Origin of the sequence: Gallaecimonas aegicerasi (genome assembly GCF_045291545.1) — a bacterium.
Taxonomy (GTDB): domain Bacteria; phylum Pseudomonadota; class Gammaproteobacteria; order Enterobacterales; family Gallaecimonadaceae; genus Gallaecimonas.
Window position 1 is genome coordinate 1377911 of record NZ_CP149514.1, and the last position, 12710, is coordinate 1390620.

The 12710-nt window shown below is 53.6% G+C and carries 13 protein-coding genes; 5 read left to right on the forward strand and 8 right to left on the reverse strand.

Annotated features, from left to right (window positions below):
• Positions 1–5 precede the first annotated feature (5 nt).
• Both cyoB and cyoA read right to left on the reverse strand, forming a co-directional pair.
• The gene (cyoB, locus tag WDB70_RS06770; protein ID WP_406667884.1) at positions 6–1985 is read right to left on the reverse strand and encodes a cytochrome o ubiquinol oxidase subunit I; all 1980 of its coding nucleotides are present in this window, start codon (positions 1983–1985) and stop codon (positions 6–8) included.
• A gap of 2 nt (positions 1986–1987) precedes the next feature.
• On the reverse strand, positions 1988–2884 hold the full coding sequence (gene cyoA / locus WDB70_RS06775) for a ubiquinol oxidase subunit II (RefSeq protein WP_406667886.1): 897 nt from the start codon (positions 2882–2884) through the stop codon (positions 1988–1990).
• 330 nt (positions 2885–3214) lie between these two features.
• Here cyoA and WDB70_RS06780 point away from each other — a divergent pair, with 330 nt between their 5' ends.
• Complete coding sequence (locus WDB70_RS06780; RefSeq protein WP_406667888.1) at positions 3215–4105, forward strand: aldo/keto reductase family oxidoreductase; 891 nt, start codon at positions 3215–3217, stop codon at positions 4103–4105.
• Here WDB70_RS06780 and WDB70_RS06785 read toward each other — a convergent pair.
• The 4 genes from WDB70_RS06785 to WDB70_RS06800 all read right to left on the reverse strand — a co-directional run bounded on the left by WDB70_RS06785 (position 4102) and on the right by WDB70_RS06800 (position 7742).
• Complete coding sequence (locus tag WDB70_RS06785) at positions 4102–4479, reverse strand: YbaY family lipoprotein (protein WP_406667890.1); 378 nt, start codon at positions 4477–4479, stop codon at positions 4102–4104. The genes WDB70_RS06780 and WDB70_RS06785 overlap by 4 nt on opposite strands.
• 160 nt (positions 4480–4639) lie before the next feature.
• Positions 4640–5524 (reverse strand): hypothetical protein, encoded by an 885-nt coding sequence (locus WDB70_RS06790; RefSeq protein WP_406667892.1) that lies wholly within the window; start codon positions 5522–5524, stop codon positions 4640–4642.
• 44 nt (positions 5525–5568) lie between these two features.
• On the reverse strand, positions 5569–6681 hold the full coding sequence (tyrA, locus tag WDB70_RS06795; protein ID WP_406667894.1) for a bifunctional chorismate mutase/prephenate dehydrogenase: 1113 nt from the start codon (positions 6679–6681) through the stop codon (positions 5569–5571).
• Positions 6681–7742 carry a 3-deoxy-7-phosphoheptulonate synthase gene (locus tag WDB70_RS06800; protein ID WP_406667896.1) on the reverse strand — a complete coding sequence of 354 codons (1062 nt, stop codon included), beginning with the start codon at positions 7740–7742 and terminating at the stop codon, positions 6681–6683. Before WDB70_RS06800 ends, tyrA begins: the two co-directional genes overlap by 1 nt.
• Before the next feature lie 148 nt (positions 7743–7890).
• Here WDB70_RS06800 and WDB70_RS06805 point away from each other — a divergent pair, with 148 nt between their 5' ends.
• The 4 genes from WDB70_RS06805 (at position 7891) to WDB70_RS06820 (ending at position 11079) form a co-directional block, all read left to right on the forward strand.
• Complete coding sequence (locus WDB70_RS06805; RefSeq protein ID WP_406667898.1) at positions 7891–8193, forward strand: hypothetical protein; 303 nt, start codon at positions 7891–7893, stop codon at positions 8191–8193.
• Positions 8194–8444: 251 nt separating this feature from the next.
• Positions 8445–9860 carry an exodeoxyribonuclease I gene (gene sbcB, locus WDB70_RS06810; RefSeq protein ID WP_406667900.1) on the forward strand — a complete coding sequence of 472 codons (1416 nt, stop codon included), beginning with the start codon at positions 8445–8447 and terminating at the stop codon, positions 9858–9860.
• A gap of 211 nt (positions 9861–10071) precedes the next feature.
• Positions 10072–10587 carry a DUF3592 domain-containing protein gene (locus WDB70_RS06815; protein ID WP_406667902.1) on the forward strand — a complete coding sequence of 172 codons (516 nt, stop codon included), beginning with the start codon at positions 10072–10074 and terminating at the stop codon, positions 10585–10587.
• A gap of 66 nt (positions 10588–10653) precedes the next feature.
• The gene (locus WDB70_RS06820) at positions 10654–11079 is read left to right on the forward strand and encodes an acyl-CoA thioesterase (RefSeq protein ID WP_406667904.1); all 426 of its coding nucleotides are present in this window, start codon (positions 10654–10656) and stop codon (positions 11077–11079) included.
• On the opposite strand, the gene WDB70_RS06825 is transcribed toward WDB70_RS06820, so the two are convergent.
• Both WDB70_RS06825 and WDB70_RS06830 read right to left on the reverse strand, forming a co-directional pair.
• Entirely contained in the window at positions 11053–11562 is a 510-nt protein-coding gene (locus tag WDB70_RS06825) for a hypothetical protein (RefSeq protein WP_406667906.1), read from the reverse strand. The genes WDB70_RS06820 and WDB70_RS06825 overlap by 27 nt on opposite strands.
• The gene (locus tag WDB70_RS06830; protein ID WP_406667908.1) at positions 11562–12686 is read right to left on the reverse strand and encodes a methyltransferase; all 1125 of its coding nucleotides are present in this window, start codon (positions 12684–12686) and stop codon (positions 11562–11564) included. Before WDB70_RS06830 ends, WDB70_RS06825 begins: the two co-directional genes overlap by 1 nt.
• Positions 12687–12710: the final 24 nt, after the last annotated feature.

Below are 12710 nucleotides of genomic sequence, written 5' to 3' on the forward strand. Positions count from 1 at the left end.
ATGAGTTATACCTGCGCCTTTGCTAACTGTTCCTGGTGAGCACCTTCGATCCGCTCGACTTCATCTACTTGTACGTAGTAGTCGATGTCAGTTTCAAAGGAACGGATGATGATGGTGGCAAAAATACCCACCACACCCAGGATAACCATCCACCAGATGTACCAGATGAGACCGAAGCCAGCGAGCAGCGAGAACAGGCCAACAAAGACGCCAGCGCCGGTGTTTTTCGGCATATGGATAGGCGTGATGTTGTCCGGCTTCTGGTGCGCAGTACCGTCTTCTTTAGCTTCCATCCAGGCGTCAATGCTGTGCACAACCGGGGTTTTCGCAAAGTTATAGAACGGCGGCGGCGAAGAAATAGACCACTCCAGGGTGCGGCCATTCCACGGGTCGCCAGTCAGGTCGCGGTTTTGCTCACGCTGACGGTAGCTGACGTAGAGTTGGACGAACTGCAGCACGATACCCATGAGGATGATCGCAACACCGATAACGGCAACGTTCAGCCAAGGCGTCCAGGCAGGGTTGTCATAGTGGTTCAGACGACGGGTCATACCCATGAAGCCCAGGTAGTACAACGGCATGAAGGCCAGGTAGAAACCAACGAACCAGCAAGCAAAAGAGGCTTTACCGATTTTTTCGTTAAGTTTGTAGCCGAAGGCTTTCGGGAACCAGTAAGTGATACCCGCCATAACACCGAACACCACACCACCGATAATAACGTTGTGGAAGTGAGCGATCAGGAACAGGCTGTTGTGCAGCAGGAAGTCAGCACCCGGTACAGCCAGCAATACGCCGGTCATACCACCGATGGTAAAGGTGATGATAAAGCCTAGGGTCCACAGTACCGGTGAAGTGAACTGTACGCGGCCACGGAACATGGTAAACAGCCAGTTGAAGATCTTCAGACCGGTTGGTACGGCAATGATCATCGTGGCAATACCGAAGAAGGCGTTGACGCTGGCACCAGAGCCCATGGTAAAGAAGTGGTGCAGCCATACCACGAAGGACAGCAGACCAATCGCCACAGTGGCGAATACCATCGACTTGTAGCCAAACAGCGGCTTACCACTGAAGGTGGAAATCACTTCAGAGAAGACACCGAAACACGGCAAGATGAGGATGTACACCTCGGGGTGACCCCAGGCCCAGAACAGGTTGACGTACATCATCGGACTGCCGCCGAAGCCGTTAGTAAAGAAGTGGAAATCCAAATAACGGTCAACGGTCAATTCTGCCAGTGCCACAGTCAGCATTGGGAATGCGGCCATGATGATGACGGTGGTCACGAAGATGGTCCAAGTGAATACCGGCATGCGCATCAGGGTCATGCCCGGCGCGCGCATTTTCAGAATGGTCACGAAGAAGTTAACACCGGTCAGGGTTGTCCCGATACCGGAGATCTGCATCGCCCATATATAGTAGTCGACCCCTACCCCGGGGCTGAATGCTTTCTCAGCCAACGGCGGATAAGCAGTCCAACCGGTACGGGCAAACTCACCAATACCCAGTGAAACGTTAACCAGTACCACACCGACAATAAACAGCCAGAAAGAGATGCTATTGAGGAATGGGAAGGCAACGTCGCGGGCACCGATTTGCAGCGGCACAACGATGTTCATCAGACCAATGATCATCGGCATGGACATGAAGATAATCATGATCACACCGTGAGCAGAGAAGATTTGATCGTAGTGCTCCGGTGGCAGGAAGCCGGGGTTGCCGTCATGGGCAACAGCTAGCTGCGAACGCATCAAAATGGCATCCGCAAAACCACGAACCAGCATGACCATGGCAACAACGATATACATGATACCGATCTTCTTGTGGTCAATGGTGGTCAGCCATTCTTTCCACAGATAGGTCCACTTTTTGTGATACGTGATAGCACCTACCAATGCGATACCCAACACGGCGATCACGCCCAGGGTCCACATGATAATAGGTGTATGAATGGGGATATCAGCCCACGTTAATTTTCCAAGCATTGTTATTCCTCAGCACCCATTTCTTTTGCTGCAACGTCTTTTTTGGCTTGGCCATGGAAGCTACCTACGATTTTTTCGTAGAGATCCGACGGCGTTGCCGCAAAATATTCAACTGGCTGATTTTCACTGGGTTTAGCCAGTTTCTGGTAACCCGCGAAATCCAGAGTTTTATTGCCAGCCTTCACCTGCTGAACCCAGGCGTTGAAATCCGCTATAGAGGGTTTAGCAATGGCCTTGAACTTCATGTCGGAGAAACCGCCACCGGAATAGTTGGCAGAAATACCGTCATAGGTACCTGGCTCATTAGCCATCAGGTGAAGATGCGTAGTCATTCCGGCCATGGCGTAAATTTGGCCACCGAGTTGCGGAATGAAGAAAGAGTTCATCACCGAACCAGAAGTGATTTTGAAACTGACCGGCACATTGGTCGGGATCACTAATTGGTTAACAGTGGCAATGTGCTGTTCCGGATAGATAAACAACCATTTCCAGTCCAGGGAAACCACTTCAACAGTCAGCGGCTTGTTATCTGACGCCAACGGTTTATACGGGTCGAGGTCGTGACTGGATTTCCAGGTAATAACACCCAGAATAGCAACGATGATAAGGGGCACACTCCAGACAATGGCTTCCAGCGTAGTGGAGTGTGACCATTTCGGCTTGTACGTGGCCTTGGTATTGGACGCACGATAACGCCAGGCGAAAGCGATGGTCATGACGATGACCGGCACCACTACCAGCAGCATTAACGCGAAGGCAGTAAGAATCAGCGACTTTTCATCGTGACCAACCGGCCCTTTAGGGTCGAGTAGTATTGCATCGGAATTACAGCCGGAGAGTAAAAACGCACCGCCAAGCGATAACATTTTCACAACACCGGATAATAGTTTGTTTTTCATATCATAACCTCACCTCAATAACCTGCCTCGAGGAGACTCCGCCTGTCTTTTACACAGAAAAGGGTTTTCTAGCAGCTGGGCAATGTATCAAAAAAAGCTGATCGATGACCAGTAAAAAACTGACCAACAGAGGTGGGGTTGTTTTAATTTGTGCGCTAATGATAATTAAATGTTAAATATGTTTAGTTAATATTAAATTCCATTTGTTTATTAAAACATCTTTCAAATAAGACACTACAAGAACCAGAATGTTGCATTATTGACCTGACGCATCACCAGCAACCCGTTAAGCTGTCAGCCTTCGTTAATTCTTAACATTCATGACCGCTTATGCACACCCAAGATAGCCGGGCAGCCCTGCCCTTTTCCAACATTGTAGCTGGCCTTTGGCGGCTGGCTGACTGGCAACTGAGCGTACAACAGCGGGTACGTTGGCTTGAGCAGGCGCTGGAATTGGGCATCAATACCTTTGACCATGCCGACATCTATGGCGACTATCGCTGCCAACAGCTGTTCGGGGAAGCTTTAGCGGCGGCACCACAACTAAAATCGCAGCTGCGTGTTGTCAGCAAATGTGGCATCAAGCTCACCAGCCCCAGTAAGCCTTATCAGCTAAACCACTACGACACCAGCGCTGCCTATATTCATCAGCAGGTCGATACCATACTCAAAGAATTACAGATTGAACGCTTGGACCTGCTCCTGATCCATCGCCCGGATGCCTTGATGGCGCCAGCAGCACTAGCTGATACCGCTAACGAACTGATCAACGCCGGTAAAATTGCCCGCTTTGGGGTGTCAAACCATAGCTGTAGCCAGTTTGCTTTACTAGATCAGTACATTCCCCTAGCCACCAATCAGGTAGAGATGTCGCTGCTCAATAATACGGTATTGGATGATGGCACCCTTGATCAGTGCCAGCAGGTTGGTATCCGCCCTATGCTTTGGTCGCCGTTAGGTGGCGGCCGGCTTTTTAATGGCCAGGATCCGCAGGCGCAGCGGGTACGTCAACAAGCTTCACGGATGGCAGCAGAGCTGGGGGTGAGTATCGCTACTCTCGCCTATGCCTGGTTACTGCGTCACCCCAGTCGCCCCTTACCCATTACGGGAAGTGGCCGCATTACGGCATTGGCTGAAGCCACTGCCGCTGAGCAGTTGCACCTCTCTAATGAACAGTGGTATCAGCTGTGGGTCGCGTCACGCGGCCACGATGTACCTTAATAGCGAATCTCCAGAGGAACGCTGATCAGCTCCAAAGCATAAGGATCGGCGGCAACCGGCTCAGGGGTAACCAGCGTAACTTTGCCACCAGGCTCGGTAATGGTGGCTGCCAGCTGGTAGTGATGGCCCTTAAGAATGTCACTGGTTCGCATATTTAGCTGAAAACCTTTCGGTGAAGGGCCGGCAACGGTGAAGGTGGTTTTAGCGACGATATCCGCCGGGTTTTGTTGATCGGTCATCACAACTGTGGCCTGGCTGTCAGCGCTGAGTGTCAGCGATGAAGAGAACACCAACTCACCTTTGACCGTCAGTGCCGCTTTTTCATATTGCTGCTCTTCGTCCTTTTGTTGCGGTTGGCAAGCGGTTAAAAACATTGCCGTTATCAGGCAGAGACCGCCTGGCGCTATCTTCATGTTGTTCTCTCGATGCTGGCCGGCGGTAGTGCACTGCTCTGGCCCTGTTACATGGCTTTAAGTTACACGAAATAGCCCTGAAGGGAACGTTTCTCTGAGGATGTTATTGCTGCTTTGCGCCCTACTGATACAAAACGCTGAGTTTTTGCCAACGCCTTAACAAGCGGGCTTTTTCTTCGTTGGCACTGTCCAGATCGTAATAAGGCAAGTCGGTCAGTTCATTATCCACACCAGGGGCTTTGTAGCCCGGCAACAACGCCTGGACAAAGAGCAGATACCCCAGAGCTTTGACCGGCTGATAATACTCACCGTTATTGACGTCGGCGTACTCATTGACCAATACCGCCAGCGCCATCAAGGTGCCCTGATCAGCTGCCGCTTCAAAGTACTCAATAGCCCGGGCCCGCAATAACGCCTCACGGCCATCGCCATTACGTCTGGCCTGATCTGCTTGGTAGCTGCTTTCAAAGCCCATCATCAGCTGCGCCAGGTAAAAACCCTGCTCGGCGGCCAAACGTTTTTGCGCCAGCACAAAAGCCCGGCTATGCCAGTGTATCGGTAGCGTCTTACAACGCCTGAGCCATTGTTGCAGTGGTGTATTGTCAGCAAGAAAGTCATTGTCAAAACCGCGGCTGCAAAGCTCCAATCCCTGCGCCAGATAAAAATGTTGGGTGGCCGTGAGTGCCGGCCAGTTTGTTGCCGCTGCCAGGGCCTGCTGCGGTTGAAAGCCCGAGTGCATTGTTTGTAGTCGCAGGCGCAATTGGCTGTAGGGATCTGCAGCGCTATCACTGGCTTGCCCCGGCTTTGCTGGTAAGGAGGCCGTATTTAGCGTTGATAAGGGTTGAGGATTTGCTGCCCGGCTGAGCGGCAGCGTATGGCCAACTGCCGGTTCGGTCGGGGGAGTGGCTGGCCACCGCTGTACTAACCAGCTACCAATCAACACAAAAGCCAGTGCCAGTGCCGCCAGACTAGCAACATTCGCCGCATAGCTCGGTCGTTTTGGCATGCGCTTACTCACAGGCACCTCAAATCAGCCGGTACGCTATGAGTCTAGTCTGCTTTTCGGTGGTCTTTACTCTGCGCCAGCAATTGCTGGCTTTGCGCCATAAACTCTGGTGCCAGGGGCCCGAAGTAATCGGCAACGGCGCTAAAGGCGCTAATAAAGCCCGATTTGTCACCCCGTTCCAGCAAGGCAATCACTTCATCCAGCTGCTGCTGGAAGTCCCGAAGCAGCCCCAGGTGCTCTTTCGAATGCATGGCAATATCAGCATAAAGAGCGGGGTTTTGTGCAAAGAGGCGCCCCACCATCGCCAACTCTAAACGGTAAATAGGCGAGCTGAGCGACAATAGTGTATCCAGTGGTACGTCACTGCGCTGCAAGTGCCGGCCATAAGCAAAGGTGACGGTATGGCGTAAGGTTTGAATAAACCCCATGGCCTGATCATGCGCTGTGGCATCTATGGCGATGGTTTGCAGTCCCCAGAGCTGGAGCTGCTCAAGTAGCCATTGGTTGTCGCCCCGGCCCTGGCAATACAACACCACTTCTTTGGCAAAGCTACTGACATCAGGGCCAAACATCGGGTGCAAACCCATCACTGGCCCGCGATGCTGCGCTAGCATTGCCTGCATCGGGGCTGTTTTTACCGAGGTCAAGTCTACCAGCAGGCAATCATCGGCCAGTGTTGGCAATTGCTTTATCACGGCGACGGTTGCGCTGATAGGTACGGTGATGACGACCAGACCAGCAGTGGCCAGCAGTGGCGCTACGGTCGGCCAGTCATCCTGATCCAGCACCTCAACCTGATAACCGGCGCCACGGAAAGCATCGACAAAGCGTATTCCCAGCCGACCTTTGCCGCCAATCACCACAACCGTGCCCAGCTCCGGGCGCAGGCACTTGCTGCCACTGCGATCTTCCCGGGCATAGCTTTCTCGCATACAGCGGCGCAGCACATCTTCTATCAGATCAGGGTTAACCCCTAGTTTGGCGGCTTCCTGGCGGCGCTCAGCCAGCATAACGGCTTCGCGTTCCGGCGCGTAAACAGGCAGACCATGCTGGCGCTTGATATCACCAACCTCTTCAACCAGCGCTAGGCGTTGAGCCAGTAAGGTCAACAAGGTTTTGTCCAGCGCATCTATCTGCGCGCGAAGTTCATCCAGCATCAGCCGGTTTCCTCCAGCGACACTTCACCCCGGTGCAAGCTGGCCAGCAGGTGTTCGGTGGTAGCCCAACCGATGCAGGCATCCGTTACCGACTGGCCATAGTTAAGCGCCGCCGGTATGTCGGCTGGCTGCGCTCCTTCTTCAAGGTGGGATTCAAGCATCAAGCCAATCAAGTGCTGATTACCGTTCTGACGTTGGCGCATTACCTCTGCGGCAACCAGCGGCTGACGGCGGTGATCCTTGGCCGAATTGGCATGAGAGCAATCCACCATAATGGCAGGCGTCAGGGCACCGGCGGTGAGCTTTGCTACGGCAGCATTGACATCCGTTTCATGATAGTTGGGCTGATTACCGCCGCGCAGGATCACATGGCCATCAGGGTTGCCTTCGGTTTGCAGCAAAGCCACTTGCCCCTGCTGGTTGATCCCCATAAAACGGTGTGGCTGCGCCGCCGCCTTTAAGGCATTAATGGCAGTGTCCAGACTGCCGTCGGTGCCATTTTTAAAACCCACCGGCATCGATAACCCTGAGGCCATTTCCCGATGCGTCTGTGATTCGGTGGTACGGGCACCAATGGCTGACCAGGCAAAGAGCTCTGCCAGGTACTGCGGGCTTATCGGATCCAATGCTTCAGTGCCAACCGGCAGGCCCAGTTCCGCCAGCCAAACCAGTAATTCCCTGGCAAGCTTCAGGCCCTTTTCCACATCAAAGGTGCCGTCCATATCCGGATCATTAATCAGCCCTTTCCAGCCCACGGTGGTGCGTGGCTTTTCAAAATACACCCGCATCACGATATAGAGCCGATCCTGATATTGCTGATGCAACGCTTTCAGCCGCCGGGCGTAATCTTTTGCTGCTGCAGGGTCATGAATAGAACAAGGCCCGCACACCACCAGCAGCCGTGCGTCCCGGCCGTGGATGATATCAGCGATGGTTTGCCGGGCCTGGGCTATACCTTCCAAGGCCTGTTCACTGACAGGGCAAGCGGCTTTTAACTGCTGCGGTGTTACCAACACTTGTTCAGAGGTGATGTGAACGTTATTGAGGCTATCTTTGTACATCGGCGCCGCCTTAAACTTTTCTTTACAGCAAACCCACAAGCTTGCGTTTGGCTTTACTATTGACAATTTAAATACAGTAACACTAGCCATTATCACTGCCTAGGCGGAGCTAGAAATTTTCTGTTCCCGAGCGATGGATTTGGGCACAATGAAGAACATGACAGCATTTTTACTTCTGGCTTCAGTCCTCCAGCACCATGTGCCAGTTGCCGCCTTTTACGACGGCAAAGCGCGTCGGCTGTGCCAATTTGTGGTGCAGGGGCGCTTAGGCAAAGTACCGCTGGATCACATCAACGTGCAGCAACGTGATAAACGCTTGGTCGTCAGTGGCCAGGCATTACTTACCGGTAAACCGAATATCAGTTATATCTGTAGCTTTTCGTTAACCGACAAGGGCTTGCAGCTGGATAAGCTGCAACTGTTGGAGCTAAAACAGCAAAGCCACCAGTAGCACACATAGATATTTAATAAAATCAAGTGGTTGACTCCATTTTTCGCGTTTGAAATGAATCGTCAGTTAACGATGCGGTGCTTTCCCTTCACCTGCCGGCACAGGCAAGTAGACTCGGTTTTGCAAGCAAGGTAATCGACTCTGTCGAACCCCTCTTACTTCAGGCCGCTTTTCCCACCTCGCGGCCTTTTTTTTCGCCCCGCTGACAGATGCGTTAGACTGAGCGTTTTGTGGCTCAGCAGACGCATTCAATGACCGCCAGCTTACTTTTTCATGATTACGAGACGTTCGGAGCCGATCCGAAAAATGATCGCCCCTGCCAGTTTGCAGCTATCCGCACCGATCTGCAGCTCCAGCCCATAGGGTCACCGATTGTTCTTTACAGCCAGCCCACAAACGACTATTTACCCCACCCAATGGCCTGCCTCATTACCGGCATTACACCGCAATTGGCATTGCAGCGCGGTATCGCAGAGCCGCAATTTATCGCCAAAATCAATGACGCCATGAGCCAGCCAGAGACTTGCACGCTAGGCTACAACAGTTTGCGCTTTGATGATGAAGTGACCCGCTTTACGCTTTATCGTAACTTTTTTGACCCTTATGAACGGGAGTGGCAGCACGGTAACAGCCGTTGGGATCTGATTGATGTAACCCGTGCCACTTATGCCTTGCGCCCGGAGGGAATTACCTGGCCACAAAAAGAGGATGGCAGCCCCAGTTTTCGCCTGGAAGAGCTGAGTCAGGCGAACCAACTGGCCCACAGCCAGGCCCATGACGCCTTGTCGGATGTGGAAGCCACTATTGCCTTGGCAGGGTTGATCCGTCAGCGCCAGCCAAAACTGTATGAGTACTTCTTTAACCTGCGCCGTAAGCAGGCCGTGGCGGCGCTGATTGACGTGATCAACCTGACGCCGCTGGTACATACTTCCTCCAAGATCCCTGCCTTGCAAGGCTGTACCACTTTTGTGGTGCCGGTCGCCTGGCATCCGGACAACAAAAACGCCGTGATCGTCATTGATCTCAATGGTGACTTAACACCACTGATTGAACTCAGCGGCGACGCACTACGTCAGCGGCTTTATACCGCCACCGCCGATCTGGCGCCGGGTGAGTCACGCTTGCCGGTTAAGCTGGTACATATCAACAAGTGCCCGATACTGGCTCCGGCAAAGACCCTCAGCGCCGAACGGGCTGACGAACTGGGCATTGACCGCCAGCGCTGCCGGGACAACCTGAATACCATCAAAGCCACCCCCGCCCTGCGTGACAAACTCACCATGCTGTTTGCCCAGCAGGGTGACTTTAGCGATGTTGATGCCGAAGCTGCGCTATACGATGGCTTTATCAAGGATGCCGACAAAGCCACCATGGCCAGGGTGCGTCAGTGTCAGGACCCGGCGCAGCTGAGCCAACTGCATTTTCAGGATCAAGGCTTGCAAACGCTGCTGTTTCGTTACCGCGCCCGCTATTTTACGGCGACACTGAGCGACACTGAGCTGCGCCAATGGCAACAGTATCGCCAAAGCGTATTGTTGGATGGCCAACGTGGTTTGAGCCTGGACGCCTTTATGCTGGAACTCGAGCAGCTTGCGCAGACACGAGAAAATGACCCGCAGGCGCTGGCTGTGCTCAAGGCCTTGTATCAATACGCGCAGTCACTGTAGTAGGTAAAGTTGACATACATCACATAAAGCCGGGATTAATTGCCCCTGAGCAACCCCGGCGGCGGCGCCACAATCGCTGTTAACTGCTTGAGCCAGCCGTAAATCCCCTATATTTCAACAACTTTTTAATATTGTCGTTGCAAAACAAGGGGTGTGAACTTGACAAGAAAATGTGATTTACTCTGGTCTGAGTTTGAAAGCAGGCTGAGCAATGCAAACAGAGTTGTCTACTGTCCAACACAGTCGCTGGGTACCGCATTTGTTGCTGGTACCCTTTGTGCTGTTTGCACTGATTGCCGTGCTGATGGGGGGTAAACTGCTGGCTTCGGTGCATGACCGCTACAGCTGGCTATCGGAAGCGCAAATGACCCGGGGCGTGGTGCGTCAGCACTTGATCAAACATGTGGCGCAGCGCTTTGGTATCAGAGAAAAACTGCAATTGGCCATTTATTACAATGATAACCAAGGCCACTGGCACGAGTTTATCTCTAAAAGCGACCTGACCGAATACAATCCCTTTGCCAAGCCGCCACAAGTTGGTGAGCGTCTGTGGCTCTATTATCTACCCCAAAAGCCCAGTGAGGCTCGCTTGGCCGGCTTCAATGCTTTCTGGCTGCCGGTGGTCATTGAAGCGGTGTTCTTTGGTTTTTCCGCACTACTGGGATTTGGGCCGCTGCTATACCTGTGGTCAAGGCAGCGCCGCAACAATCCGCCCCGAACCTCATAACAAGAGATTTTGACAGCGCTACCTGGCAATGCTTAGCTGGGCCTTTATCGCCAAGGAGCTTGCCAGATGGCCCGTGTTACGCTGCACTTCCCTGCCCCCGTTCTGTTTACTCACCCCCTTCGGCTACGCATCAGTGATATTAATCATGGCCACCATCTGGGCCACGACACCTTAGTCAGCCTTTTTCACGACAGCCGTTGCCAGTGGCTGGCCAGTCATAACATGGCGGAATGGGACATTGACGGCCTGGCCACTGTGGTGGCCGAGCTGGTTGTCAACTACCGTGCCGAAGCTTTTGTTAATGACACCTTGCAGATGGAGCTGGCCCTCGGTGACATCGGTAATAAAAGCGCCGAGATCTACCAGCAACTGCGTAAAGGTGAACAAGTCATTGCCGTCGCGAAAGTCTCACTGGTGTTTTTTGATATTGCTGCGCGCCAAAGTGCCCCGGTACCTCAGGCTTTTTTAAAACTGGCCAGGGCTGAGCACTAAAGGGCGAGGCTCGGCCTGTTCAGGTACCGGCCCCTGGCCTTTACGGGCTGCCTCGGTGGCGGCCACCGGCGCCAGTGCACCAACCGCTGGCCATGTCAGGGGCGGCAAAGGCTGTGGATGTTGCTCACAGATGGCTTCAGCGATGGCGGCTAATAAAGCCGGCTTGTGTTGATCAGCCCGCACCATTGACAGTTGCAGCCAAGGATCGTCCAACTGCCCCGCCTGTGGCGGTACCGGTAACGTCAGGCGGCACGACAACCACAACATCCGAAACTGCGCCCCGGCCGCCCCGCCCAGCATAAACAGGGTGTCTGCCGGTAACCACAGCAGCGCGCCGGCATTGAGCTGATGATAGTGCTGCCCCAGCCGTACCACGCCGGTTTGTTGTTGCCAATACACCAGCAAATGTGTGGGCAAGCGGCCTCTGGCCGACAATTGGGCCAGCGGTAACTGACGCTCTTCAGTCGTGATCGGCAAGTACATCAAACAGGCTCCTTGGTGGCGTCAATCAGGGCATTTCGCGGGGTGTTGTGGTGATCAGTAAAGGTACTCAAGCTGACCTTGTAACCGGCTTCTTGTAAATAGCAGACTCTATCGAGCAGCAACCATAACTCCAGTGGCCGCCGATACCAATGGCGCACTTGATTGATACGATTGATCAGCGGCAAACGGGCATCGGCAACAGCCAGATAATATTCACTGTCTAGTGATGGGGGTAACGTCAGGCCCTTTTGGGCCGCAGCCCAGCCGGCAAAATCAGCAAAGGAGCCGTTAAAAAGTGTCTTGGGGGCGCTCGGTACTGGTAGGTAGCCCTCGCCGCCTAAATCCTGCTGCAAGGCATCAAAGGCCAGTCGGTAGCGGTTTTCCTGCTGGCGCAGCCGCCCTGCTCTGGCTCCCCCGGTAACCAACTCTTCCAGCGGTAATTTCAGATCAAAGCGGCTCAAAGACAGCTGCTGTTGGCGACCCTGCTGACTCATTGGCTGGTAATGTTCGTCATCAATAAGATGATAACAACAAGGGGACAAGGTCAGCCGCTGCACGCTGGCGTTAACCGCCTGGCGTAAAAAGGTCATATGCAGGCGGCCACAAGCATGCAGTGCCAATGCTTGGCGAGCCGGCTCAAAAAACTGCGCCGCGGCCGGTGTCAGTGCGTCTGCACAAACAAATTGCTGAGGTACCTGCCAGTGCTGGGCTAAAGTCTCACCCTGCTGACACAATTGCAGCTGTAACTCCAATGACAGCACCGCTTGGCCATTGACGGCCAGCAGCCGCCCCAGATGGCCCTTACCGGCGCACCATTCCAGCGCCGGCCCGTTAACGTCAGCCGCACCGGCAAAGTCGGTGATCTGCTGCCATTTTCTACCGCCAATGCCAGAAGCAAGCCTCGTCGGTGTACGCAAAGGCACTTTGCTTGCCTCGGGCAAGCGATAGTCTAACCAGGGCGCCAATAATGGCCGCATCGCCAGGGCAGCACCACTGCTGAGCTGCGCCTCGCTGAAATCGTCAAAAGGCCAGTGCTGGCAAGTAAAAGGGCGTTGCTGCCAGTCTTGCCGATAGCATTGCAGCATGGTGCCCAGGGCATGAAATTGGTCAGAGTAAGACTGCATGGCGGCGCATTATAGAGGGCCGCT